This is a genomic window from Chitinophaga sp. 22620, assembly GCF_052044405.1.
Taxonomy (GTDB): Bacteria; Bacteroidota; Bacteroidia; order Chitinophagales; family Chitinophagaceae; genus Chitinophaga.
In genome coordinates, this window is record NZ_JBQEMV010000004.1 from 566,012 (window position 1) to 591,272 (window position 25,261).

At 52.8% G+C, this 25,261-nt stretch carries 27 protein-coding genes; 17 read left to right on the forward strand and 10 right to left on the reverse strand.

Annotated features, from left to right (window positions below; translation table 11 throughout):
• Window positions 1–115: 115 nt before the first annotated feature.
• Both ACTJIK_RS21685 and ACTJIK_RS21690 read right to left on the reverse strand, forming a co-directional pair.
• On the reverse strand, window positions 116–1,279 hold the full coding sequence (locus tag ACTJIK_RS21685) for a TlpA family protein disulfide reductase (RefSeq protein ID WP_440649635.1): 1,164 nt from the start codon (window positions 1,277–1,279) through the stop codon (window positions 116–118).
• Between the two features lie 85 nt (window positions 1,280–1,364).
• Entirely contained in the window at window positions 1,365–2,630 is a 1,266-nt protein-coding gene (locus ACTJIK_RS21690) for an aspartate kinase (RefSeq protein WP_440649636.1), read from the reverse strand.
• A gap of 153 nt (window positions 2,631–2,783) precedes the next feature.
• Between ACTJIK_RS21690 and fbp the strand changes: the two genes are divergently transcribed.
• The 5 genes from fbp to ACTJIK_RS21715 all read left to right on the forward strand — a co-directional run bounded on the left by fbp (window position 2,784) and on the right by ACTJIK_RS21715 (window position 6,606).
• On the forward strand, window positions 2,784–3,785 hold the full coding sequence (fbp, locus tag ACTJIK_RS21695; RefSeq protein WP_440649637.1) for a class 1 fructose-bisphosphatase: 1,002 nt from the start codon (window positions 2,784–2,786) through the stop codon (window positions 3,783–3,785).
• Between the two features lie 125 nt (window positions 3,786–3,910).
• Window positions 3,911–4,438: a CAP domain-containing protein gene (locus tag ACTJIK_RS21700; RefSeq protein WP_440649638.1), complete on the forward strand. Its 528-nt coding sequence runs from the start codon at window positions 3,911–3,913 to the stop codon at window positions 4,436–4,438.
• Window positions 4,439–4,714: 276 nt separating this feature from the next.
• Window positions 4,715–5,479 (forward strand): ABC transporter ATP-binding protein, encoded by a 765-nt coding sequence (locus tag ACTJIK_RS21705; RefSeq protein WP_440649639.1) that lies wholly within the window; start codon window positions 4,715–4,717, stop codon window positions 5,477–5,479.
• Between the two features lie 18 nt (window positions 5,480–5,497).
• The gene (locus ACTJIK_RS21710) at window positions 5,498–6,025 is read left to right on the forward strand and encodes a YfiT family bacillithiol transferase (protein WP_440649640.1); all 528 of its coding nucleotides are present in this window, start codon (window positions 5,498–5,500) and stop codon (window positions 6,023–6,025) included.
• Window positions 6,026–6,054: 29 nt separating this feature from the next.
• The gene (locus tag ACTJIK_RS21715) at window positions 6,055–6,606 is read left to right on the forward strand and encodes an NUDIX hydrolase (RefSeq protein WP_440649641.1); all 552 of its coding nucleotides are present in this window, start codon (window positions 6,055–6,057) and stop codon (window positions 6,604–6,606) included.
• Between the two features lies 1 nt (window position 6,607).
• Here ACTJIK_RS21715 and ACTJIK_RS21720 read toward each other — a convergent pair whose 3' ends face one another.
• The 3 genes from ACTJIK_RS21720 to ACTJIK_RS21730 all read right to left on the reverse strand — a co-directional run bounded on the left by ACTJIK_RS21720 (window position 6,608) and on the right by ACTJIK_RS21730 (window position 10,375).
• The gene (locus ACTJIK_RS21720) at window positions 6,608–7,912 is read right to left on the reverse strand and encodes a bifunctional folylpolyglutamate synthase/dihydrofolate synthase (RefSeq protein ID WP_440649642.1); all 1,305 of its coding nucleotides are present in this window, start codon (window positions 7,910–7,912) and stop codon (window positions 6,608–6,610) included.
• Between the two features lie 10 nt (window positions 7,913–7,922).
• Window positions 7,923–9,413, reverse strand: a complete 1,491-nt coding sequence (locus ACTJIK_RS21725) for a DUF5723 family protein (protein ID WP_440649643.1) — start codon at window positions 9,411–9,413, stop codon at window positions 7,923–7,925.
• Window positions 9,414–9,487: 74 nt separating this feature from the next.
• Window positions 9,488–10,375 carry a hypothetical protein gene (locus ACTJIK_RS21730; RefSeq protein ID WP_440649644.1) on the reverse strand — a complete coding sequence of 296 codons (888 nt, stop codon included), beginning with the start codon at window positions 10,373–10,375 and terminating at the stop codon, window positions 9,488–9,490.
• Between the two features lie 160 nt (window positions 10,376–10,535).
• Between ACTJIK_RS21730 and ACTJIK_RS21735 the strand changes: the two genes are divergently transcribed.
• Window positions 10,536–11,798 (forward strand): MFS transporter, encoded by a 1,263-nt coding sequence (locus ACTJIK_RS21735; RefSeq protein ID WP_440649645.1) that lies wholly within the window; start codon window positions 10,536–10,538, stop codon window positions 11,796–11,798.
• A gap of 35 nt (window positions 11,799–11,833) precedes the next feature.
• Here the strand turns inward: ACTJIK_RS21735 and ACTJIK_RS21740 are convergent, their stop codons facing one another.
• Genes ACTJIK_RS21740 through ACTJIK_RS21750 form a run of 3 tightly spaced genes read right to left on the reverse strand, consistent with a single transcriptional unit; the run spans window position 11,834 to window position 14,753 of the window.
• Window positions 11,834–13,129 (reverse strand): radical SAM protein, encoded by a 1,296-nt coding sequence (locus ACTJIK_RS21740; RefSeq protein WP_440649646.1) that lies wholly within the window; start codon window positions 13,127–13,129, stop codon window positions 11,834–11,836.
• Window positions 13,126–13,716: a hypothetical protein gene (locus ACTJIK_RS21745; RefSeq protein WP_440649647.1), complete on the reverse strand. Its 591-nt coding sequence runs from the start codon at window positions 13,714–13,716 to the stop codon at window positions 13,126–13,128. The genes ACTJIK_RS21740 and ACTJIK_RS21745 overlap by 4 nt, the downstream gene beginning before the upstream one ends.
• Before the next feature lie 2 nt (window positions 13,717–13,718).
• Window positions 13,719–14,753 carry an agmatinase family protein gene (locus ACTJIK_RS21750; RefSeq protein ID WP_440649648.1) on the reverse strand — a complete coding sequence of 345 codons (1,035 nt, stop codon included), beginning with the start codon at window positions 14,751–14,753 and terminating at the stop codon, window positions 13,719–13,721.
• Window positions 14,754–14,888: 135 nt separating this feature from the next.
• On the opposite strand from ACTJIK_RS21750, the gene ACTJIK_RS21755 reads away from it, so the two are divergent.
• From ACTJIK_RS21755 to ACTJIK_RS21800, 10 genes are all read left to right on the forward strand, one after another.
• A complete protein-coding gene (locus tag ACTJIK_RS21755; RefSeq protein WP_440649649.1) occupies window positions 14,889–15,290 on the forward strand; it encodes a cytochrome c maturation protein CcmE domain-containing protein in 402 nt (133 codons plus the stop codon).
• Window positions 15,291–15,369: 79 nt separating this feature from the next.
• Entirely contained in the window at window positions 15,370–17,880 is a 2,511-nt protein-coding gene (gene ccsA / locus ACTJIK_RS21760; protein WP_440649650.1) for a cytochrome c biogenesis protein CcsA, read from the forward strand.
• A 77-nt stretch (window positions 17,881–17,957) separates the two neighbouring features.
• Window positions 17,958–18,953 (forward strand): alpha/beta hydrolase, encoded by a 996-nt coding sequence (locus ACTJIK_RS21765; protein ID WP_440649651.1) that lies wholly within the window; start codon window positions 17,958–17,960, stop codon window positions 18,951–18,953.
• A 45-nt stretch (window positions 18,954–18,998) separates the two neighbouring features.
• Entirely contained in the window at window positions 18,999–19,598 is a 600-nt protein-coding gene (locus tag ACTJIK_RS21770) for a DUF4294 domain-containing protein (protein WP_440649652.1), read from the forward strand.
• Between the two features lie 98 nt (window positions 19,599–19,696).
• Window positions 19,697–20,428, forward strand: a complete 732-nt coding sequence (gene bshB1, locus ACTJIK_RS21775; protein WP_440649653.1) for a bacillithiol biosynthesis deacetylase BshB1 — start codon at window positions 19,697–19,699, stop codon at window positions 20,426–20,428.
• A 762-nt stretch (window positions 20,429–21,190) separates the two neighbouring features.
• Window positions 21,191–21,745: a peroxiredoxin gene (locus ACTJIK_RS21780; protein WP_440649654.1), complete on the forward strand. Its 555-nt coding sequence runs from the start codon at window positions 21,191–21,193 to the stop codon at window positions 21,743–21,745.
• A gap of 71 nt (window positions 21,746–21,816) precedes the next feature.
• The gene (locus ACTJIK_RS21785; RefSeq protein WP_440649655.1) at window positions 21,817–22,404 is read left to right on the forward strand and encodes a carboxymuconolactone decarboxylase family protein; all 588 of its coding nucleotides are present in this window, start codon (window positions 21,817–21,819) and stop codon (window positions 22,402–22,404) included.
• A gap of 116 nt (window positions 22,405–22,520) precedes the next feature.
• Window positions 22,521–22,760 carry a 50S ribosomal protein L28 gene (rpmB, locus tag ACTJIK_RS21790; RefSeq protein WP_119079658.1) on the forward strand — a complete coding sequence of 80 codons (240 nt, stop codon included), beginning with the start codon at window positions 22,521–22,523 and terminating at the stop codon, window positions 22,758–22,760.
• A 32-nt stretch (window positions 22,761–22,792) separates the two neighbouring features.
• Complete coding sequence (gene rpmG / locus ACTJIK_RS21795) at window positions 22,793–22,975, forward strand: 50S ribosomal protein L33 (RefSeq protein ID WP_120514459.1); 183 nt, start codon at window positions 22,793–22,795, stop codon at window positions 22,973–22,975.
• A 93-nt stretch (window positions 22,976–23,068) separates the two neighbouring features.
• Complete coding sequence (locus tag ACTJIK_RS21800) at window positions 23,069–23,242, forward strand: DUF4295 family protein (protein WP_440649656.1); 174 nt, start codon at window positions 23,069–23,071, stop codon at window positions 23,240–23,242.
• A 144-nt stretch (window positions 23,243–23,386) separates the two neighbouring features.
• Here the strand turns inward: ACTJIK_RS21800 and ACTJIK_RS21805 are convergent, their stop codons facing one another.
• Both ACTJIK_RS21805 and ACTJIK_RS21810 read right to left on the reverse strand, forming a co-directional pair.
• Window positions 23,387–23,599 (reverse strand): hypothetical protein, encoded by a 213-nt coding sequence (locus ACTJIK_RS21805; protein ID WP_440649657.1) that lies wholly within the window; start codon window positions 23,597–23,599, stop codon window positions 23,387–23,389.
• A 31-nt stretch (window positions 23,600–23,630) separates the two neighbouring features.
• Window positions 23,631–24,086 (reverse strand): DUF6934 family protein, encoded by a 456-nt coding sequence (locus ACTJIK_RS21810; protein ID WP_440649658.1) that lies wholly within the window; start codon window positions 24,084–24,086, stop codon window positions 23,631–23,633.
• Between the two features lie 206 nt (window positions 24,087–24,292).
• On the opposite strand from ACTJIK_RS21810, the gene ftsY reads away from it, so the two are divergent.
• Window positions 24,293–25,255 carry a signal recognition particle-docking protein FtsY gene (gene ftsY / locus ACTJIK_RS21815; RefSeq protein ID WP_440649659.1) on the forward strand — a complete coding sequence of 321 codons (963 nt, stop codon included), beginning with the start codon at window positions 24,293–24,295 and terminating at the stop codon, window positions 25,253–25,255.
• Window positions 25,256–25,261 lie beyond the last annotated feature (6 nt).

Sequence of the window (25,261 nt, forward strand, 5' to 3'; positions counted from 1 at the left end):
TGGCCGGGAATTATGGGCGCTGGGATATAGACGCCTTTAAACTACTGCGCATGCGGCTTTCCACCAGGGGCTGGGAGGTAGTCCTGGTGAAGGAATTGCGGGAACCGGGACTGGTCTACCTGTTCAGTTTTTCATGCAGGATATTTTCAATGGTTTCAAGCCCGGTGCCTGCCAGCACCTGGCCATCCGGGCCTATCAGCACGTAATGCGGGCGCGCGGATACAAGGTAGTTGTTCAATAGCAGCGTGTCGCCGTTGATATGCCGGTAGGGAAGTTTGTTCAGCTCAACGAGCTTTTCTACCTGCTTTGAATTTTCAGTGGTAATACCCACGATCTCCAAGCCCAGCGGATGGTACTTTTCGTACAGCGACTTCATCCGCGGAAAAGCCATTATACAATACCCGCACCAGGTCTCCCAAAAATCGAGCAATATGTATTTCCCGCGTAGCCCCTCGAGTGATGTACCGCTATAGCTAAAGCCCGGCGCGGTCTTTCCCAGCAAGGGGTATACATACGGCACGTGTTTTTCCGGCTTCAGCTCGTTGAGCCTGTATCCTGTATAAGCCTGTTGCGGCGTCAGCTCCGCGAGGGTTTCCGGCCGGTTCTCCCGCCGCTGCGAAAGAGCCCAGTCCTGCGTTTGCACCGTGCCGTTGAACAGCACCACGGAGCGCACATGCGTAATGCGCAGCGGTTCGCCCTGTAACGTGAGCGTGAACGTAGTGGAAGCGTTATAGGCATTGGGCGGGTAAGCTACGGTGAGCACCTGTTTGTTCCCGTTCCGCAGCAAAGCCAGCGCGGGATTTTTGCCATAAGGGAAATCATGCAGTAAATAATCAGAAAGGTCTTTCCTGAAAAACAGCGGCTGGATCAGCTGCAATACAGACCGCGCTTTGGCGGGATTGCTGAAATTGTTCGGGTAAAGAAAAGGGTTCACCAGCAGCAGCGAACTGTCCTGGTGGTTCGCTTCCATATACCGCTGCCCGTCGTAATAACTGTCAAAGCCCCTTTGCCGGATAATGCCGCGCAGGTGGAATATTTGCCCGAAAATACTGTCCGTCTCCCGCGGCTGCAGCCATACATCCCCGGCGATCACCTGCACGGAATCCTTTACAGACGCGTTGTGCCAGGTGTATTGTATGTGACAGGAAAGGCCGGTGATGGAGCGGTGCTCCCCGTCCAGCTGTTGCAGCAGGGCCACGGCCTGCAGGCTGTCCGGCTTTTGCGCGGCGGTGGTTATCGCTAAAGGTAAAAGGGAGTATAAGAGAAGAAATCGTTTCATCCTGCCTATAGTTTTATCGAATGTACGAAATATTCGTAGATGTTACGAAGTATTCGTAATATCGATAAACTACCAGGATGACCGGTTATTTGATCACCAGCTGCACCGTATTGTCGGAGCGCTGTTCCAGCAATATTTTCCTTCCTTTCGTCAATGCTTCCAGCAACCCGTTTTTGTAATGCCGCACGGTGAGCAGCTCAAGCCCTTCGTTATAGGAGATCTTGAACCCCTGGTGCAATGCCTTGATGAGCAGTTCGATCTTCTCCGGGTTGTTATCTATACAGCAGGAGAAAGTGATCGCGGCATTCTGCGTGAGGTTGATCTTGATCTTTTTATCGTGGAAGATCTCGTAAATATCGCTGATCCTGTCTTCGGTGATGAACGAAAAATCGCGGGAAGTAATGGAGATCAGCACCTGGTTCTTCTTGAGCACGATAATCGGCGGAAGCTTGCGGTTATCCGCATCCTGCCGGATAACGGTGCCGGGAAGGTCTTTATCCAGGAAACATTTTACGTACAGCGGTATTTGTTTGTTCTGTAAAGGCTTGATGGTTTTGGGGTGGATCACCTGCGCGCCGTAGTACGCCATTTCAATCACTTCACCATAGGCGATCTCGGGAATGTTGATGGTATCCGCAAACAACTTTGGATCTGCATTTTTAAGTCCTTCCACATCTTTCCAGATCGTCTGGCTGTCCGCATTCAGCAGGTTGGCGAACACGGCGGCGGAGAAGTCGCTGCCTTCGCGGCCCAGGGTTACGCTTTCATTCTGGTCGGTGCTGCCAATGAAGCCCTGTGTGATCACGATGTTCACGGCGTTAAAAAGCGGCAGTACCTTTTGGTTCACCTGCATTTCGGTCACTTCCCAGTTGATGTTCGCGTCGCGGAAGTTATCGTCTGTGCGGAACACGTCGCGCACGTCCAGCCAGGTGTTGGTAATGCCGGCCTCGTTGAAATATGCGCTTACGATGGCGGTGCTCAGCAGCTCGCCAAGGCCCACCAGCTGGTCGTAATAATAATCGTAGTTGCGCAGGGGCTTTTCGCCGAGGGTCCATTCGGCTTCGGTGAAAAACTGCTGCAATTGCACGAACAGCGGGTGCTCGCGCGTACCGAGGAGGTTTTCGGCGGTTTGTATATGCTGCTGTTCGATGTTGTAGAGCAGCTGCGCGGCGATCTCCCTCTTTCGCATGAAATAGTTCTGGGCTACCTTCTCCAGTTCATTGGTCGTTTTGCCCATCGCGGAGATCACGACAAGCAGCTTATCGTCAGGGAATGACTGGATGATCTTACCCACCTGTTGTATGCGCTCAATAGTTTCTAAACTTGCGCCGCCAAATTTGAAAACCTTCATAAGGATAAACCTCTTCTTTTAAAAAATATCCCGCAAAAGTACATCAATTGTAGAATTGTTTGAAAATCTCTTTCCGGGGGAATGACCGTGATCTCATAAAACCCCCTGATTTAGCTTATTTTAGCGCACCCAAACCAAAACACGCGTATGAAAATGAACCAACTAGTGATGACGCTGGACGAATTCACGATCCAGGAGCTGCGCAATTACCCCGGCGCTACCGGCCAGCTGTCAGGCCTGCTGAGAGACATCGGGCTGGCTTCCAAAAGAGTGAATGTGGAAGTGAACAAGGCAGGCATCGCGGATATCCTCGGCGAGGCCGGTAAAACCAACGTGCAGGGCGAATCTGTAAAGAAGCTGGACGAGTTTGCCAACGATCAGCTCATCAACATTCTGCGCAACAGCATCTACTGCTGCGGGGTGGCCTCCGAAGAAAATGAAGAATTCATCGCGTTCGACGACGAGCTGTCTATGAACTCCAAATACGTAGTGCTGATGGACCCGCTGGACGGTTCGGGCAATATCGATGTGAATGTATCCATCGGCACCATCTTTTCCGTTTACCGCCGCCTTTCCCCCAACGGCACGCGCTGCACCCTGGAAGATTTTCTCCAGCCCGGCAGCCAGCAGATAGCCGCTGGGTATATTATCTACGGCTCTTCCACCATGCTCGTATACGCCACCCGCCGCAGTGTGCAGGGCTTTACCCTGGACCCATCCATCGGCGAGTTCTGCCTGAGCCATCCCAACCTGAAGGTGCCTGAAGACAGCGATATCTTTTCCGTGAACGTAGGTTACTACCACCTTTACCAGGAAAATGTACGTAAAGCGATAGATCTTTTCATGGCCAAAGACGGCAACCAGAAAGTATACCGCCACCGGTTTGTGGGCTGCATGGTGTCTGAGATACACCGCACCCTCATCCAGGGCGGCATTTTCATGTATCCCATTTTCGGAAAATATACCCAGGGCCGCTTGAGGCTTTGTTATGAATGTAATCCCATGTCGTTCCTGATGGAAAAAGCAGGGGGCATGGCCATTGCAGACGGGGAGCGCCGTTTGCTGGACATCAAGCCTACAGAGCTGCATCAGCGCATCCCCATCTTCATCGGTTCGCGCAAGATGGTGGAAGCGGTAAAAGAAGTGCTGCGTTAAACTTTTCGCGGATCCGGCAGTCTTAGTGACGGCATCGCCGCTTCCATTGAAACGGCTTTCCGTTAAACTTTTGGCCTGATATTGGATCAGACAATTTTTGGTATTAAAAAACCGTTTTAAGAAACATGTTTAACCAGCATTATTGTAAGATCCTTGTACTGGCGGCCGCCGTGTTTGCCGCTTCCCAGTCCGTAGCCTGTTCCAGGCCTGTTGCTCCTGCCTCATCCACGAACGTGGGTGTACGGGAAACCGGGGACAATGTAGATGAAGATATCCTGTACTACGTCAACAAATTCCGCCGCTCCAAAGGCCTGAAACCATTGGAGCTCAGCAATGTGATCAGTATCGAAGCGCGCGATCACAGCAAATCGATGGCCACCGGGCGGAGGAACTTCGGGCACGACGGTTTTGAATCACGGGTGGACGATATTTCGAAAAAGCTCGGCACCGTGCGCGCCGCAGCGGAAAACGTGGCTTACGGCAACCTCAGCGCCGAGGCAGTGGTGGATGGATGGATCAAAAGCCCGGGCCACCGCAAGAACATGCTGGGCGACTTCAACCTGATCGGTATCGGTACCGCCAGGGGCAAAGGCAACATCGTTTATTTCACGCAGATATTCATCAACAAACCTGCCGCCACGGCTAAAAAATAACTGCTTACTAACTGTTTATTTTGAATGTAAGGGGCTGGCCAAACAATGGTCAGCCCCTTCGTCATTGCGAGGAGCAGCAGGGCCAAAGCGGAGGGCGACGAAGCAATCTCCTGCGTTGAACCGATATGCCCCATGTCTGGAGATTGCTTCGTCGCGCTTCCTCCTGCACTGAATCTCCCGCTGCACCTCGCAAAGACGGCTCCCAGTAAATAACCGGCCACCTGTAAGCTGCAAATAGGAGGTACTGCGCAATGTTTTTTGCCGTAATTTGGCCTCATGGAAAAACGCAAGATCATTGAAGTGAGGGACCTCGTGAAAAAGTACGGGGACTTCACGGCCGTGAAAGGGATCAGCTTTGACGTATATGAGAACGAAGTGTTCGGCCTCCTGGGCCCGAACGGGGCAGGTAAAAGCACGACGCTGGAGATCATCGAGACCCTCCGGCAAAAAACGTCCGGCACCGTAATGGTAGGCGGTTTTAACCTGGATGAAGATCCTGACGCCATCAAACAGCTTATCGGCGTGCAGCTGCAAACATCCGGCTATTACCCCGGCCTCAACCTGCTGGAGCTGATAGAGATGTTCGGCGGCTTGTACAACCGCAAGGTAGACGGCCGGGAGCTGCTGAAGCAGTTCAACCTCGAAGACAAAGCCGCTGAAAAATACAAATCCCTCTCCGGCGGCCAGAAGCAGCGTTTTTCCATTGCCACCACGCTCATCAACCGCCCGCGCATCATTTTCCTGGACGAGCCCACCACCGGCCTGGACCCCCAGGCCCGCCGCAACCTCTGGACGCTTATCCAGCAGGTGAGGGACCAGGGCACCACCGTCGTGATCACCACACATTACATGGACGAAGCCGAGTTCCTCTGCGACCGATGCGCGATCGTAGACAGCGGGAAGATCATCGCGCTGGACTCGCCCGATGCGCTGATAGACCAGCTGGTGGCGGGAGGTTTTGAACGGAAGAAAGAAGTGAAGCTGGCCAACCTGGAAGATGTGTTCATCCATCTTACCGGCAAGGACCTCCGCGAAGAATAAAGCCAAACTTTTCGTATAATGGAAGACTTACGCTATCCTATCGGCCGCTTCCAGGCGCCGGCGCTGGTTACCGCAGACATGCGCAAAAAGTACATCAACGACATCCGGCACCTGCCATCCCTCCTGGAACTGGCCGTTCAGCACCTCGACGCGCACCAGCTGGGTACGCCCTACCGCCCCGGCGGCTGGACGGTTGCGCAGGTAGTGCATCACGTCGCGGATTCGCATATGAACGGATTCACCCGCCTGAAGCTGGCGCTTACGGAAGACAATCCCACCATTAAACCTTACGATGAAACTGCCTGGGCCGAGCTGCCCGACGTGCAATACACGCCCATCAACATATCCATCACCCTGCTCCATGCCCTGCATGCGCGCTGGGTGGCCGTGCTGGAGCATATGGAAGCGCGGCACTGGGACCGCACCTTCTTTCACCCCGGCAACAACGCGGTGAACAACATGGCCACACACCTGGCAAATTACAGCTGGCACGGGCTGCATCATCTCGCGCATATCGAAAAGCTGAAGGAGCGCGAAGGCTGGTAATAAATTGTAACCATATAACATTACATACATTGGATTGGAAACTTTTAGGATCGGAATACCTTTTTAAGGAACCCTGGCTCACCGTACGGAAAGACATCTGCGAAACCCCGCTGGGCAAACATGTAGACGCTTATTATGTACTCGAATACCCCGACTGGGTAAATGCGATGGCCCTCACGGAAGACGGGCAGGTGCTGCTTATCCGCCAATACCGTCATGCCATCGGGCGGGTGCTGGTAGAAATTCCCGGCGGTGTGATGGACAAAGAAGATGAAAGCCCTGAAGTGGCTATCCGCCGCGAACTGCTGGAAGAAACCGGCTATACGTTCAGCGAAATGCATAGCCTGGGCGAAGTATCCGCCAACCCCTCCACCACTACCAACCTCGTGCATATGTTCCTGGCCACGGGCGGCAAAAAAGTGCAGGACCAGCAGCTGGACGACAACGAGGAGATCGACGTGCTGGCAGTAAGCATTGAAGAGCTGGAAGCAATGCTGAAAAGGCGCGAGTTCCTGCAGGCATTGCACATAAGCTGCCTGTATTACGGGCTGGAAAAGCTGAAGGAATTACAAAAGAAATAAATTATAACCTCCCGGAACTGAGCGGCATATCGCCAACAATAAACACGCTCCCGCAAACCAGGATCATATCCTCATCCGTTGCGGCGGCCAGCGCGGCGGCATAGGCAGCAGGAACGTCGTGAAAGGAAGATCCATTCAAACCCTGTTCCACGGCTAGTTTCAGCAGGTCTGTTTCTTGCATGGCGCGGGGTATCTGCGCCTTGGTGAAATAATATGTCGCGTCCTGCGGCAGCTGCCGGAGTGCGGCGGCCACGTCCTTGTCTTTCACAAAACCTGTTATAATATGCAGCCTGCGGTAACTTACCAGCGCCAGCTGTTCCATAATAGCGCGGATGCCGGCTTCATTGTGGCCCACATCCAGTACTGTGTAAGGTTTCGTTGCGATCACTTCCCATCTGCCACCCAGGCCGGTCAGGCGTTTAACATTGGCTAACGCGGCGCGGATCATTTCCTGCGGCACGGGGAAACCTTTGAGCTGCAATACTTCCATGGCGGCCAGCACGCCGATGAGATTCTTTTCCTGGTAATGGCCGGGAAGGTCCAGCAGGTAAGGTTCCACATCGGCCGTGGGAATGTATTCCACCTTGAGATGCAGCGTATCTGCGCCGGGCTGCCTGTAAATGATGCGGTATTCTTTATCTGCAAAACGGATGGGCGCATTGCGTTTGTCCGCCGTTTCCTGGAAAACGCGCATGGATTCGGGCTGTGTTTCACTGATCACTACCGGCGTATCCGGCTTAATGATTCCCGCTTTCTCGAAGGCGATCTGCTGCAGGGTATCGCCCAGGATGTTCATGTGGTCGTAACTGATATTGGTGATCAGGGACAGCAGGGGAGAGATGATGTTGGTGCTGTCCAAACGCCCGCCCAGTCCGGTTTCTACGATAGCAATGTCCACCTTCTGCTGCGCGAAATATTCGAAGGCCATAGCCACGGTCAGCTCAAAGAACGAAGGCTGGATGGTTTCAATATGGCCTTTCATTTGCGCGGTGAAGCGCACTACTTCTTCTTCGGGGATCATCTCGCCGTTCACTTTGATCCTTTCCCTGAAATCGTGCAGGTGAGGGGAGGTGTAGAGGCCGGTCTTATACCCCGCCTGTTGCAGGATGGCGCTGAGCATATGGCTGGTGGAGCCTTTGCCGTTGGTGCCTGCAATATGTACGGAAGGGAATTTCTGTTCAGGGTGATCGAGTATGCCGCACAGCTCGCGGATATTGAGCAGGTCGTTTTTTAATGCAGCAGCCCCTATTTTGCTGAACATGGGCAACTGGCTGTATAAAAATTCGATGGTTTGCTGATAGTTCATGATTGCCTTGCTATATGTCAGGGCAGCCCAGCTGGTTACGCTTCTTCCGGAAGATACCGCCGTTGCCTTTATCCCAGCTCCATTTATTGAAACGGATGGGAATTATCCGCAAAGCTACGAATACATCCGCATGATTGATCGTTTCGCGGAACAGGGTGGTGAACAAGGTGGCAGAGCCTATCACCAGCGGTCCCGCGCGAAGTACAACGCCCGCATCCGTCTGCCCGTAACGGTTTACCTGGATGGGCAGGTAAGCGCCAATGTGCGTGGTTTCCCAGCGCGGCGTAATCTGCAGTTGCGTGAGGGCCGAGGTTTTGTTGTCGTCCTTCCGGCCGCCGGTGAGGGCAACGGTGGCGCTGGCGCTCACGAAAAAGCGCCCGTCGATATTGTAATCGCCCATCAGGTTGAGGCTGGTGGGCAGGTTCATATAGAATTTATCTTCCCGTTCAAGCGGGGCGAAGGTGGTGGCGAGCCGGTTGGTCCACGACCGCATGCTTTCCCCTTTCTTTTTTCTCAGCTCGCTCGCTGGAAAATCCTGCGCGCGCATATCCAGGTTGGCGCTGGTGGCCGATTTTGAATAGCTGATACCGCCAATATCCACGATGGATACGCCTACGCGGGCTTTCCAGGTATCGGCGTCCTGGTTCCAATCCCCGCCTTCCTGGAAAGAATTGAACCCGTCGTTGTCCGGCCGCCATTCATACACGACGCCAATATCCGCACCGATCCCGGGGTTCTGGAAGGGATTGTAGATGGTGTTCCAGTTGTTGCCGTCCACTTCATCCATCTCTTCATTATAACCATAATAGAACCGGCCGCTGTTGATGTCTACCCTGTTCGGGTCGTCAAAGAAAAATGAAGCATCCCTGCCCACAGCGTAAGCCGCCGCCTGCCCGCCGAGATATTTGAGCGTGAGGCCCGCTTTCCAGCGGTGGTCCCCGTCGTCTTTGATCACACGGGCATAGCTGAACGCAAACTCGTTCCAGGCATGCCCGAAGGTGCCACCGTAATCATCTGCAAAGGTCTTTTGCATAAAACGGGGATTAGGATAATCGAGCGCGAAGAAGTTGGCGGTGGTTGTTTTAACGTCTCCGCCGTAAACGGAGCCGCGTACCCGCCAGGTGAACGCAACGGACTGCCGTTCGTCTATGGAATACAGTACAGACGGCAGCATCAGGTCTGCGCTGCCCCAGGCGTATTGTTTGCGCGTGGCCAGGCTGTCCGGAAAATAATCAATATTCCTGACCAGCTTATTGCTCTTGCCATCTGAAGAGAGCAGGGAAGATTTGTTGAAACGGATATACGTATTGCCGGCCTTCACATCCGCCGCAACGATGTTCACATCCCAGCGGTAGCGGGTGCCCGCGGCAAGGGCGGGGTTAAAAGGCACAGCGTGTATGCCTGCATACTGGCTGGTGTGGTACCCCGGAAAACTCTGCCCCTGCGATGCAATGGCAGCGCACAGAAGCAGCGAGGTGGCTAATAGTCTTGTATGCAGCATAGAATAGTCGGCAGATTAGTTCGCAGATCAGTTCTAATAACGGGAAAATAAGCGGATTATTCTACCGTATACGTTTATTGAGCCTTGAAATAGAAGCGGATAGTACCGAACTGCTCTTCAGGCGCATTGGTGCTGGCGTTGTATTTTATCCGCATAGCCGCATCGCGGGCTATGCGCACTGCCGCAGGGTTGTTGATGGTAGAGCCGCGCAGCGAATGCGTGGCGCTGGTCACATTACCATTGCGGTCCACTTTAATGTTTACGGAAACATAACCTGTTTCGTTGCCATCCCATTCAACGGAAGGGCGGTTCACCAGGTTACGGCCGTTCAACCTGAAGTCCGACGCGCCCCTGCCTGCGCCGGGTGTGCCGGTATAGCCGGTAGCATTCGGATCGCCGCCGATCACGCCACGGTCGCCGGGCCTGCCGGTATTGCCTTCGCCGGTCGAGTTGTTGCTGCCGTTGGCGCCGTTGCCGCTGTTCGCACTGGTGGATGTACCGCCGGTGAACACCGCTTTCGGTTTGGGCGGTGCAGGCGGAGTGGGTGCGGGGGGCTGCACGGCTTTAGGTTTGCGTGTTTCCTTTTCTGTTTTGGTCTCTATCGTCTTGGCGATCTCTTTCGGTTTGGGAGCGGGTTTGGGCGGCTGTTTCACTTCAGGGGCTTCCTCTTCGTTCTGCGTGGCCAGTTCCTGCGTATTACCCTGCTCTTCCGCTTCGGCGGGCGCCGGCGGAGGCGTGGAAGGCGCAGGCTGCGCGGCGGCAGGCGGGTTGGGATTGAGCGGCTGTTCGTCGCCCATGCCATCGTCAGAAGTACCAAGGTTCACTTCCATGCCAAGGTCCTGATCAGGCAGGGGCGGGGGCGCGGAGAAACTGATGAGGAACAGCCCCACTAACAGTAACGCATGCACGGCGATGGTTACGCCGGCCGCTTTTACGTTCTTTTCTTGTTTTTGATCAGCCATCTTGTTCCAAAGTTAATATTTTTTTGTTACGGCGGTAGCCCGCCCCTTTGCTGCAAATTCCCTGCCGGATGCGCAGCCCCGGGCAGAGTTCATCCTCTGCTAATGCGGTTCATCATTTCGGCCTTGGAAATTGTGCGCACCCAATGTAGTTTGCGGGCACATGTTCCACCAAGCCCTCTCACTGTACAAAAATGCTTACGGCGGTATTCCAAGGCGCATATGGCTGCTGGCCACGGTCTTGCTGATCAACCGCAGCGGCGCCATGGTAATTCCTTTCCTGACCATCTATTTAACGTCCGAACTGCGTTTTTCATTGGAACAGGCCGGCCTGATCGTTACCATTTACGGTCTTGGCGCCATTGCCGGTGCCTGGCTGGGGGGCAAGCTGGCGGATACCATCGGTTTTGCGCCGGTACAGTTTTGGAGCCTGGTGCTGAACGGGCTGATGTTCATGGTATTAGGACAGATGAGCACCTTTACGCAGGTGATCTCCGCTATTTTTGTGACCGGCATATTCGCGGAATCCTTCCGCCCGGCAAACAGCGCAGCCATAGCCCATTACAGCGATGCCGGCACGCGTATGCGGTCGTATTCCCTCCTACGGCTGGCCTCCAACCTGGGGTTTTCAGTAGGGCCGGCCATCGGTGGACTGTTAGCCACTTTCAGCTACGATCTCCTGTTCTGGACGGACGGGCTTACCTGCATCACGGCGGCAGTGCTGCTGCGCGTGTTCCTGAAGCCCGTACGCAGTGCTGCGGATAAAGGAACGGTGGCTGCAAATCCTGTGCGGGAGGGTGTTTCGGCGTATACCGATAAAGTGATCCTCTTTTTTATACTGCTCGTCACACTCTTCGGCATCTGCCTGTTCCAGCTGTTCAATATCGTGCCGGTGTATTTCAAGGAAAAGATCCATATGTCCGAAGCGCTTATCGGCATCGTGATGTCTGTAAACGGCATCCTGATCGCGCTGATAGAAATGATACTCGTGTACAAGCTGGAAAACAGGCGGCCGGACATGCTGTACATGAGCCTGGGCTCCATCCTGCTGGGCCTGGCTTACGTGATGTTCAACTTCCTGCCGCCGGTATTTGCCGTGGCATTCGTATATATCCTGCTGTTCACTTCAGGGGAAATGCTGGCCATGCCGTTTATGAACAATTTCTGGATACACCGCAGCAAAGAGCATAACCGCGGGCAATACGCGGCTTTGTACACAATTGCATATTGTGTGGCCACTATTGCGGCGCCCACTCTCGGCGCATTTGCGGTGGAGCGTATCGGGTTTGCCAACTGGTGGTATATCGTTGGCGGCATCTGCGTGCTGGCCAGCATTGGTTTCAGGATCATGCTGAAGCAAGGTAATGCCACACCAAGGCCTGAAATGAGCGGGGCCCCAATGAAAAACGCCGCGGTGGAAGCGTAGTTCCCGCCGCAGCGTTGTATATTTTCTGAAGAATTTTATGCATGCGCAAAATCCGCTTCATAGTTCCCGTTGATCCTTTCCATCGGCGGGTTGAAGTAGCCGAATTTCAGGTCGGGGAATTCGTCGCGCAGCAGCTCCATCATCTGTTTCATGCCTAAACAATCACCGGTTTCCGTTACGCCCACTTTGCCGAGGTACCAGTCCGGGTCGATGTTGAAATTCCGCCACTGGATCATGTTCAGGCCCGTTTCCTGGATGATGGTGCGCAGGGCTTCGTATTCTTCCACACTGTCTGTCATGCCCGGGAATACGAAATAATTGATGGAAGCCCAGCCGCCATGTTCCCGCACTACTTTGATGCTTTCAATGATGTCTGCAAACGTGTAGTTGTTGGGCCGGTAATACGGGGTATAGATATGCTCGCGAACGGAGTTCAGGCTCACGCGGATGCTGTTCAGTCCTGCTTTGCAGAGCTCGCGCACGGCGTTAGGCTTGCTGCCGTTGGTGTTGATATTGATGCTCCCTTTCGGGGTATGCTTGCGTATTTCAATAATGGATTCGCGGATGGTTTCCCACATCAGCAAAGGTTCCCCTTCGCAGCCCTGGCCGAAGCTCACGATGGGGTAGGGCGCGGTTTCCAGGTGCGGTACGGTGAATTCCACGATCTCGGCTGCGGTAGGTTTGAAGGTCAACCGGTCCTGCGTGCTCACGATGGTCTCTTCTTCAGGCTGGAAAGAAATACAGCCGATGCAGTTGGCGTTGCAGGCGGGCGAAGAAGGAATGGGGCATTCCCAGCGGCCCATGAAATAATTCCGTGCTGCGGGGCAATGATAGGTGAGCGCGCAATTGTTGGCCAGGTGCTGCACCAGCCGGTTGTGCGGGTAGGCTTCCAGCATATGGCCCACGCCGCTTTTCACTTTGCTGTCGCTGAACCCGCCGCATTCCTGCCTGATGTCCTGCTCGATGCGTACTGCGGGCACATAGAACTTATCGTTGTGCCAGCCGGCGGCGGTGTAACAGAAGAGCGGAAGCGTGGGCGCATCGGGCGCGGTTTCGTAAGCGGCGAGGTAAAAGCCGGTGTGGGCGGGAGGAATAAAAGCAGCAACGGCCCATCCTTTCTCGCAGAGGCGCATTTCGCCGGTCTCCACGTCTATGCCAATGCCCCGGCGGCCCGGCAGCTCGTAAAGGTTACCGCCTTCGGGCAGCTCTATCCACTCGTCGTCGGGGATGGGCAGCGCGTCCCAGCCGCTGCGGCCGGTCACGTAAAGAGAGGTGTCTTCAAAAATATTCCCCTTCCCGTCTGAATATAATATGTAAGGCGATATGTTCATGAGTTGATCCTTGATTGAAAGAAAGCATTCATTTCGGCTGCTTCCACGGGGCCGAATTCATCCAGCACTTCGAGCTGTAATATTTTATTGTTCTTAAAGTCCAGCGTAAGCAGGTCGTTCCGCAAAATTACGTTTTTCATCTCGTTCCATCCGTGGCGGCGCTGGCCGAACACGGTGGGAAGGGATATGCCGGTGGTGTCTGTCGATACATAAGCGGGCTGCAGTATCCGGTATTCCGCGTACCCGATATAGGCCACACCAAGGCCCGCCAGCAGCAGTGTAAGCCCTATCAGCGGCTGCATATGCGATAAAAAGAACAGGCATCCGCTGAGCAGGGTGAAGGCCTGCAGCATCCGCAGCACCGAGTTCGTTTCGGTGATCTTCCGCACGCGGCGCAGCATGAAGGGGAACAGCAGGCTGGCGGAACCCATCACGATGAACAGGGCGGCCATCACCCAGTTCGGGTTCGCCATCTTGTAAACGCCGATCACGTTGAACAGGAAAAGGATGCCGATCATGCCATGCATCACCGGCTGTAAACGCAGGCGCGTCATGGCGTTGGGATGTAATATGCGAAATCTGTACATGCTTATTTCACCATCAGGTTACACAATTTAAATAACATGCGGGCGCCCACGTTGGCGTCCCACTCGTCATGCCCGGCGCTCACTTCGTTCAGGTCGAAACCGATCAGCCTGCGGCCGCTTTCCAGCAGCCTTTTGAAAAGATAGAACACCTGTGGCCCTTCCAGCCCGCCTGCCACCGGGGTGCCGGTGTGGGGGCAGAGCTTCGGGTCCAGCCCGTCTATATCAAAACTGATGTACACCTGCTGCGGCAGATGATCTATGATGCTGTCGCAAATGCTTTTCCAGGCTTCGCCTTCGTATTGCCGCTCTTTGATCTCCTGGTCGAAGAACGTGACCACGCGGCCTTCGCTGTTCCTGATATAATTCACTTCCTCGTCGCAGTAATCGCGAACGCCCACCTGTACTAGCTTTTTGATCTGCGGCACTTCTGCCAGCGCGTTGTACATGATGGAAGCGTGGGAGTATTTGAAGCCTTCGTAGCTGTTGCGGAGATCGGCATGCGCATCGATCTGCAAAATGCCGTAATCGCCCTTAAATTCGCCGATGGAACGGAAATAGCCCAGCGGCGTGCTGTGATCGCCGCCCACGAGCCCTACCAGCTTGCCTTTTTCCAGCAGCTCCCTGGTTTGGGTGTATACCCATTCGTTCATTTTCTCGGTGCCCCGGTTCACGTCTTCCACGGAACGGCGGAGGAACTCGTTGTCGGAAATATCCCCGCCCTCGGAAAGGAACTTGAGGTAAAGTTCGGCTTCTTTGCGGAGGTAATCGCTTTTCAGCAGCAATTGCCGGTTGCTTTCCCGCATGAAAAAGCCCTGTTTCCAGCCGTCTTTCACGTCTGCATCATAAATATCCACCTGCAGGGAGGCTTTGAATATCTGCTCGGGGCCGCGGGCGGTACCGTTGTTATAGGATACCGTTACTTCCCAGGGCACAGGCAGCAATACCAGCCGCGCATCCTCTTCGCTGAACGGCAGTCCGAATATGTTATTGGACAGCAATCCCGGCGAGTTGGGGTCAAATTGCGATAGATCAGCCATGATAAATCAGTACTTTGCTTATTTCGGCGCAAAGGTAACGGTAAAAATTGGTTCCCCCAGCGGGTAAACCTGACGAATATCAGCCGTTTGCCATGGTTTTTTTGGCTACCTTTGCTCACGATTAATCTGGTAAGGATGAAGAAAACAAGTATTATTCTACTGATTGTTATAGCGGTATGCGTTGCCGGTATGGTAATGATGGTAGGGGATTTCAGCACATACGAAACCTTTGCCACCGCGCGTAAGAAGGAAGGAAAGGAGATCCACGTGATCGGCGCGCTGGACAAGGCGAAAGGCCTGGTGTACGACCCGGTGACGAATGCTGATTTTTTCAGCTTCCATATGAAAGACAAAAGCGGGGACGTGGTAAAGGTGGTGTTCAACGGAACCAGGCCCACTGACTTCGAAAAATCCACGGAACTGGTGCTCACAGGCAAGATGGTCGGGAATGAATTCCACTGCAGTAAAATACTCATGAAATGCCCTTCCAAATATAAAGATGAGCAAACGGCCTACAGCGCCTCCAAAGACATTTAAACTGTAACTGTATATCGTCTGCCTTTGCCTGCTATACCCGGCCGCGGCGGGATTTAATAACGTTTTACGGATCATACAATTGGAACAAATCAAATATGCAGGGGAGCATTTACTTCCCGGACAATTGGGGCATTTCTTTACCATTCTCGCATTTGTGGCTTCAATTGTGGCTACCGTTGCGTATTTCTGCAGCGTTCAGCAAAAGGATGAGCTGAAAAAGACCTCCTGGCTGAAGATGGGCCGGTGGGCGTTTATCATCCAGGCGTTCTCTGTTTTCGCCGTTTTCGCCATTCTCTATTACATTATTTCCAATCACTATTTCGAATACAAATACGCCTGGCAGCACTCCAGCCGCGACCTCGAAGTGCAGTACCTGCTCAGCTGCTTCTGGGAAGGGCAGGAGGGCAGTTTCCTGCTCTGGAGCGTGTGGCACAGTGTATTGGGCCTTATCCTGATCAGGACCTCCAAAAAATGGGAAGGCCCGGTGATGGCCGTGCTGGCCTTCGCGCAGATCGGCCTGGGCTCCATGCTGCTCGGCATTTACCTGGACCTGCCCTGGTTCGAATACAAAGTGGGCAGCAACCCTTTCATTCTCATGCGCCAGGATGCGCCGGAATCCCCGATCTTCCTGAACGCCAATTATATGCAGTTCAAGCAGTTCGTGGACGGTAACGGCCTGAACGTACTGCTGAAGAACTACTGGATGGTGATCCACCCGCCTGTGCTGTTCCTGGGCTTTGCTTCCGTGATCGTTCCATTTGCATACGCCGTAGGCGCCCTCTGGACGCGCGATTACGGCAGCTGGGTAAAGCCCGCTTTACCATGGGCGCTGTTTGCCACCGTGGTACTGGGTACCGGTATTATGATGGGCGCTGCCTGGGCTTATGAATCGCTCACTTTCGGCGGCTACTGGGCATGGGACCCGGTGGAGAACGCCTCCCTCGTGCCATGGCTTACGCTGGTGGCCGGCTTCCACACGATGCTGGCATACCGCAGCTCCGGTCACGCACTCCGCTCTACTTTTTTCTTTTTCATTATATCCTTCGTATTCATCCTGTATTCCACTTTCCTTACCAGGAGCGGCATACTGGGGCAAACTTCCGTGCACTCGTTTACAGACCTGGGCATGAGCGGGCAGCTGCTCATTTTCATGGGCATCTTCACCATTCCCGCATTTGTGATGCTGATCGTACGGAATAAAGAAATACCGAAGATCAAGAAAGAGGAAAGCACCTACAGCCGCGAATTCTGGCTGTTCGTAGGCGCGCTCATCCTGATGGTGTCCGCCATCCAGATCACGTTCACCACTTCCATCCCCGTATGGAACAAGCTGCTGGACCTGTTTGGCCTGAAAAAACTTTTCAACCTCCAGGACTTTGCGCCACCCACCGATCCGGTGTTCCATTACAACCAGATCCAGATCTGGCTGGCGGCTATCGTAGGCGGGCTTACCGCTATCGTACAGTATTTTAAGTATAAAGACACACCGAAAGGCACCGTCTGGAAAAAGCTGGCCTGGCCCACCCTTATTGCCGTGGGGCTCACCGTGCTGATCGGCTGGCTGGGAGGTATCAACTATAACGAATTCGGCCCCGGTTTCCTGGTGGCCATTTACCTGATGCTGTTCGCCAGCGTTTACGGGATAGTAGCCAATTTCGGGTATATCATCACCGTGCTGAAAGGCAAAGCGAAAGCAGCCGGCGCTTCCGTGGCGCATATCGGTTTCGGGCTGGTGCTGCTAGGCATCCTGATCTCCTCTTCCAAGAAAGAAGTGCTGAGCGTGGACAAGATGAACATGCTGGCAGGGTATTTCACCAAAGAAAGCGGCCAGAAAAGCCAGGAGAACACCCTGCTGCCCAAAGGCCTGCCCGTGCAGATGGGCCCTTATTTCGTGACATACAGGGGCGATTCCATAGGAACGGCCGATAAGGACAAAACCTTCTTCATCGTGGACTATGAGAAGAAGCCGAGCCTGGAGGCCGAACCCACCGAGCGTTTCACGCTCTACCCGGATGCGTATCTCAACGTGAAAGGGCAGGAGGGGCAATTGTCCCCCAACCCCGACTCCAAGCACTACCTCACCCGCGACATCTTTACTTACGTAACGCTTGCGCCCATCAAAGGCGCCGTAACCGATACGCTGCCGTATGAAAAACATACCATTGCGCAGGGAGATACCATTTTCTTCTCCAAGGGTTTCATGGTGCTCACCGGCCTTAAAACCGGCCCCCAGCAAAAGAATTACAAGGCAGAGCCGGGGGATATTGCGGTGGGTGCTGACATTTATGTGCATACCCGCGAGAACGGCGATTTCAACCTGAGGCCCGTTTATTTCATCCGCGACAGCAGCTTCCAGGGCAATGTGCCGGATACGCTTGCGCCGCTGAGCCTGGCCGTGCGTTTCACGAAGATCCTTCCGAACGACAATAAGGTAGAGCTGGAAGTAAAAGAAACCCGCGAGCCGATGGACTTCATTGTGCTGAAGGCGCTGATATTCCCGTATATCAACGTGCTGTGGCTCGGCATCGTCGTTATGATCGTCGGTTTCGTGATGAGCATCCGCCAGCGGATGAAAGGCGCCAATAAATAATTGTTTTACAACATCATAATAAAAGGGCGGCTGAAGAAGGCCGCCCTTTTTGTTATATTGCATCAAAACCCTACCCTATGCGCCGCATCATAAAAACCACTCTTATCATTATAGCTTCGCTGGCCGTCGTTTATTTCCTCGGCCCGAAACCCTCGCCGCCGGTGTTGGGCGGAGCATTGCCCGGTGTGCCGGATCAAACGGTGCGGCTGGAGACCTATATTGATCAAAAGGAGGCCCGGTATCGCCTCCGGCCGGGAAATGAGGCCCGTATTGTATGGGCGGGGGCAGAGGGCCAGAAAACGCCTTACAGCGTGGTTTACCTGCATGGCTTCTCCGCCAGCGAAAAGGAGGGTGACCCCGTTCACCGCGATTTTGCGGCGCTGAACGGCTATAACCTTTATCTCTCCCGTTTAGACCAGCATGGAATAGATACCTCCGAAGCGCTTGAAAAAATGACTGCGCAGGGCCTCTGGGAAGACGCCAAGGAAGCCCTTGCCATCGGCAAACAGCTGGGAAACAAAGTGATACTGATGGGCACCTCCACCGGCGGTACCCTGGCATTGCTGCTGGCCGCGCAATACCCGGACGATGTGGCGGCCGTGATCAATATGAGCCCGAACATCGCTATCAACGAAAAGATGATCGGTATGCTGGACGAGCCATGGGGCTTGATGGTGGCGCGTTTGGTGAAAGGAGGGAAGTATAACGAATACAAGCCGGAGAACCCGGAGAAAGCCAAATACTGGTATACCAAATACCGGCTGGAAGCCGTTGTGGAACTGGAAAACCTCGTGGAGCATACCATGAAGCCCGAAACGTTCGCGCGTATCCATCAGCCGGTGCTGAACCTGTACTATTACAAGAACGAAACCGAGCAGGACCAGACCGTGAAGGTGTCCGCCATCCTGGACATGCATAAGGAGCTTGGCACGCCGGACAGCCTGAAGCGCGCCGTGGCGATCCCGAAAGCGGGCACCCATGTGATCGGCTCCAGCATTACATCCGGTGATGTGCCTGGCGTGGAAACCGCCATCAATACGTGGTGGCAGGAAGTAAGCAGGAATCGGAAGTAATTCGTATCTTGGGAAGGATCAGGGTTTATCATTAATCGTCAATCCGTGTTTCGCAGTTCGATTATCATTTTCATATGCATCCTGTGCCTGGCAGGCGGGGCTGCTGCCCAGCAGCGTACCGCTACGGATACCGTGGCTGTGAGAGCTGTGCTGTATGGCAACGACACGATCCCCTCCATTACCCTTTCCATTTTTGATGTAACGGATAAGCTGCCCAAACGCCTGCGCAAGCAGCGCGAGCGCTGGACGAGACTGCGTAACGCCGTATATGTTACGTATCCCTACGCTGTGTCCGCCGGCCGCATCCTTAAGGACGTGAACCGCGACCTCAAGACCTTTACCTCCAAAAAACAACGCAAGGAATACCTGGCCTCCAAGGAAAAGCTGCTCAAGGCTGAGTTTGGCGACAAGCTGGAGAACCTGTCCGTTTACCAGGGCAAGGTGCTCATGAAGCTGATCCACCGCGAAACGGGAGAGAACTGCTACGACATCGTAAAAGAACTGAAAGGCGGCTTTAATGCGCGGATGTACCAAACGGTGGCTTTCTTCTTCGGCGGTAATCTCAAAAGCGAGTTCAATACCCAGGATGATAAAGACATTGAGCTGATCGTGCAGGAGATACAGCTGTACAACCGCTATAACTGACTGCATAACCCCTTTCTCAGGTAAATCCGCCTCCCGTCCTCCCGATTTGGAACATCTCCCCATATACCCGACCTTTGCTCGGCAAAATTTAAAGGAACATGAAACTGGATATACTGGCGATAGCCGCACACCCTGACGATGTGGAATTGTCCTGTGCGGGAACACTGATGGTACATGCGAAGCAGGGACTGAAAACGGGCATTATAGACCTTACGCGCGGCGAGCTGGGTACGCGTGGTACGCCCGAGGGCCGCATCCTGGAAGCGCAGGAAGCTTGCAGGGTAATGGGAGTGGATGTGAGGGAAAACCTTGGCCTGGCGGACGGTTTTTTTCAGAACACCCGTGAAGACCAGCTGAAAGTGGTGGCCGCCATCCGCAAATACAGGCCGGACATCGTGCTGGCCAATGCCATAGACGACCGTCACCCCGACCATGGCAGGGCAGCGCAACTGATCAAAGACAGCGCTTTCCTGGCGGGCCTGCGTAAAGTGGAAACTTTCGACGAGCATGGTAAGCCGCAGACGGCATGGAGGCCCAAGCAGGTGTATCATTTCATCCAGGACCGTTATTTTAAGCCCGATTTCGTGGTGGATATCAGCGAGGTGATAGACCTCAAGCTGGAGGCGATCAAATGCTTTAAGACCCAGTTCCTGGCTGAAAAGGACCATGAGCCGCAAACCTATATTTCTTCCCCCGAGTTTTTTGACAGCGTGGTATACCGTGCGAAGATGCTCGGCAAAATGGTGGGCGTCGGGTATGCGGAAGGGTTTACTTCCGCGAAGATGCTGGGAGTTAAAAGCATGATGGATTTTATTAATGAGACTACCTGATCAGGGAAATGATAAAAACAAAAAGCCGTCCCGGTTGTGCGGGACGGCTTTTTTTATTGGCTGATACCTTCCGCCTGTTATGGTGTTACTCGCAGGGTTTAAAAACACTCAGGGCTGACCACCGGTTTTTTACCTGTTGGTCAGCCCTGAATTTATAGCGTTGAAAGCCTTTAAAATTTAGGGGGTGAAGGTTCCTTTTCTGCTCTTCCGGACATGCCCGGTCTGGCAAAAAGGTCTTTTTCCCGCACCGGGGCGGGAATTTTTCAGAATACGGTACAATGGAACCCGCTGCTGTTATGGTCATTCTGGAAAGAGGGGGAATCTTTCATAATTGAACCCATAACCTGCCTAAACTAGATGAATAAATCCTGTGTAGCGTCAAATTCATCTTGTTTGTTGATGCTGTTTTTGATAAACGGAATCAAAGCAAGGCCAACCGTAAGGATCACTAAAAGTATGTTCTTAAATTTCATAACCAGTCGTTTTAAATCTTGCTCTATATATAACTAAATAACGTGCCAAAAGGTTACGCCGGATTGTTAAAAACAACCATGGATTTTGACCCTGAAGTGCTTGTAAATCCGCAAGTTGTTGCTGGATAAGGGTTTGCTTCAACTGCTATCTATGGAAATTTCAAATAGTATAGATGAAATCGATATTATATGTGTGTAAATCTATTTGATTTTACCCTTTTTGAAGATGAACTTTGCGGCGGCTTTACGAAATAGCGTAGCATAAAATCAATAAATCCGAGATAATATCATGAAAAATGCAGTTTTATCAGTAGGGGCACAATTCCCTGAGTTCTCAAAAAAGGCAGTTGTTTCCATCGAGAAAGGCAAAGAATTTTACGACGTTTCTTCCGAAGAGATCAAGGCATCCGGCAAATGGATGGTGATGTTCTGGTGGCCCAAGGACTTTACGTTTGTATGTCCTACCGAGATCGCCGAATTCAACAAACATTACCAGGATTTCGCTGACCGCGATGCTATCCTGATCGGCGCTTCTACCGACACTGAGTTTGTGCACCTCGCCTGGAGGAAAGATCACGACGATCTGCGCGGCCTCCAGTTCCCCATGCTGGCAGACACTTCCAAATCCCTCGCCGCCGAGCTGGGCATCCTGGAAGAAAATGAAAAGATCGCTTACCGCGCTACTTTCGTAGTGGATCCCCAGGGTATCGTACGCTGGACTTCCGTGTACGACCTCTCCGTAGGCCGTAACGTGAAAGAAGTGATCCGTGTGATGGATGCACTGCAGACAGATGAGCTGTGCCCCTGCAACTGGCAGAAAGGCGAAGCTACCCTCAACGCTTAACCGACGCTGGTATAATGTTTACCGGGCAGTACGCTGCCCGGTATTTTTTTAATCCGAAACAAAATTATAATATGTTTGCTACTAATACGCAGGATACTGCGCAACAGATCTTACAGGCTGTGGGTATGCCGGCCGCTGAAGTGCCTGCCAGGCTGGGTGCGCTGGCGGCAGTGGATGCGCGCTACCTGAAAGACCTCAAGATCAATCTGACCAATGCCCTGGAGGCGGCTACGCTTTCCAAAAAGGAAGCATACCTGCTGGGCCTGGCTGTGGCCGTGAACGAGAAGCTGCCGGCCCTTCAGGCTGGTTTTGAGCAGCTTGCGGCGGCTGCCGGCGCTACGGACAAGGAAGTGGCCGAAGTGGTGAGCTGCACTTCCCTGATGAATGCCAACAACGTGTTTTACCGTTTCCGCCACTTCGTGGGAAAGGAATTTTATACTACCGCGCCTGCCGGCATCCGGATGAGCATTATGGCCAACCCGGTGATCGGGAAGGAGTTCTTTGAGCTGGTGAGCCTGGTGATTTCAGCGCTGAACGGCTGTGAGATGTGCGTGACTTCGCATGAGGACGCTTTGCTGAAGCACGGCACTGAGCAGCAGCGGATACTGGATGGCGTTAGGCTGGGGGCTGTTGTGAGGAGTTTAGGGGTGTTGCTGTGAGGGTAAAACTGTCCACTAAAATATACACCAAATAATTATGTGAATAAAAACACTTCGCATAATTTGATATTTACATAAAATAATGCGACTTTTGCAGTCCAAAATTTTTTAGAATCATGGCTAGAGTATGTCAGGTGACAGGGAAAAAACCGATTACAGGTCATCATGTGTCTTTCTCGAACATTAAGACAAAAAGAAGGTTTCTGCCCAATCTGCAAACCAAGCGTTTCTTTTTGGCGGAAGAAGATCGTTGGATCACTTTGAAAGTGTCTGCCGATGGTCTGAGAACCATTAACAAGCGTGGCCTGTATGCCGTAGTGAAAGAACTGCGTGCGGAAGGTAACAAAGACATCTAATTCATTAAGGATCAACTTAATCAGAATACAAAATGGCAAAGAAAGGAAACAGGGTGCAGGTAATTCTGGAGTGTACGGAGCATAAAAACTCTGGTATGCCCGGTACATCCCGCTACATCTCCAACAAGAACAAAAAGAACACTCCGGAACGTCTGGAGCTGAAGAAGTACAACCCTATCCTCAGGAAGGTGACTGTACACAAAGAAATCAAATAAGGTCAACTTTAATTGTTAGCGGTTAATCGTATAAGGTTCTTGCGATTAGCTCCTGGACGATTGACTTACAATTAACGCTTAACTTTTAACAAAATGGCAAAACAAGCTTCTAAGAACGCGAAAGTAAAAGATACGAAAGCCGCAGCCGATGCGAAAGTGTGGACTAAGGTGATCAGGGCGGTTCGTTCTCCGAAATCCGGTGCATATACTTTTAAAGATGCGATCGTGCATAAGGATAAAGTACAGGACTTCATTAACCAGAAGTAATTCGGCTTTACTAATCATACTGCAAAAAAGCTGTCCGGTTTTGGACGGCTTTTTGTGTTTAGGGGCGCCGGGAGGAGATTGTACAGGAATTCACCGCCCGGCAATAACGCGGCTTGCTCCGAACCTATTCCGGATATAAGCCTCTCAATCTTTCCATCCTTTCCGGTCGTTGTACGGAAATTCGCCGCTTAGCAATAACCGGGTTTGCTCCCAGTCAACCGCCTGGCGTTGGATTTCCAGGAATTCTTCCAATGTAAGCGGTGGCCCGTCGGTTTCAGGTCTGGGTTTGCGGGGAGGAGTCTTTTTCGGCAGACTGCTGCCGTTTTTGTTGTCAATACATGACCGATGATGTTCCATATCAATAGTTTATAAGTTATTAATAACCTTGTCAGCTTTTCCTTTTCGCCAGGAAATAATGATAATTCCGGCCTCTCATGAATTCCTCATACCGGCCGCAGCGGAATCCTTCCAGTTGGAATAATTCGCCAACATAGGCCCAATTGGCATTAATACCCATCTGATAAAGGCGCGTTCTGGCCGGGGTACTGCCGCGGATCAATATCTTGCCCTCCGGGTGCCGGAGCGCAAATTCGAGGGCTGTGAAAGCCACCGTCGCCAGGACCTTGTCCCGGTCCCTGTTATTCGACCGCACGTGATACATATTCTGATCGCCCAACTCCAGCGGATCTCCGAAACTCAGGCTATATAATGTTTCTCCATTGATCCGCTCATTCAGCCTTGCGTACCGCACCACCTTCCTGATCTTCCCCCTCGGCCCCTCGCTCCAGAACTCAAACCCCGTAAAATCCCTGTTCGCGTTAAATTCATATCGTTCCAATGGCATCTTTCAGCTTCCATTAAGGTTAACAAACAATTCCCAAATTTATTCACGCCCTCCCGATCTTCCCATTTTTCACCCCTGATATTATCTCGCCTCCAGGTAATACTTTCTCCGTTTTTCGCAGCCGATACTTCAAACGCAACATTTGCAGCCTTTCTCCGCTACATTCTGTATTTTCGCCTACATTATTTATCAGAATCGATTTCGTTATGGGTTTTTTCAATAAACTCTTTTCCCGCGAAAAGAAAGAAAGTCTGGATCAGGGCCTGCAGAAAACAAAAGAAAGTTTCCTCTCCAAAATAGGCCGCGCCATCGCCGGCAAATCCACCGTAGACGCCGAAGTGCTGGATAACCTCGAAGAAGCGCTCGTGGCAGCGGATGTTGGCGTGGATACTACCGTCCGCATCATCAGCCGGATAGAGGATCGCGTTTCTAAAGATAAATATCTGAATACCAGTGAACTAAACAGGATACTGCAAGAAGAAGTGGCAGCAATCCTGGTGGATGCGCCGGACAGCGGCTTCAGGGATTTTGACGTACCGGAGGGCAAAAAACCATATGTGATCATGGTAGTCGGCGTAAATGGCGTTGGCAAAACCACGACCATCGGTAAGCTCGCCTACAACTTCAAAAAAGCCGGTAAATCCGTGCTGCTTGGCGCCGCAGATACTTTCCGCGCCGCCGCCGTAGACCAGCTCACCATCTGGAGCGAAAGGGTGGACGTGCCCATCGTAAAACAGCAAATGGGCTCGGATCCCGCCGCCGTAGCGTTCGATACCGTGCAGAGCGGAGCCGCCCGCAATGTGGACGTGATCATTATCGATACTGCGGGCCGCCTGCACAACAAATTGCACCTGATGGACGAACTCAGCAAGATCAAACGTGTAATGAACAAGGTGATCCCCGATGCGCCGCACGAGGTGTTGCTGGTGCTGGACGGCTCCACGGGCCAGAACGCGCTGGAACAGGCCAGGCAGTTCACCGCGGCCACGGAAGTTACCTCTCTTGCCATCACCAAGCTGGACGGAACGGCCAAGGGCGGCGTAGTGCTGGCCATTGCCAACCAGTTCAAAATACCCGTAAAATACATTGGCATAGGGGAGAAGATGGAGGATCTGCAGGTGTTTGACAAAGAAGCGTTCGTCGATACGCTTTTTAATCTAAATGACTGATCTTTA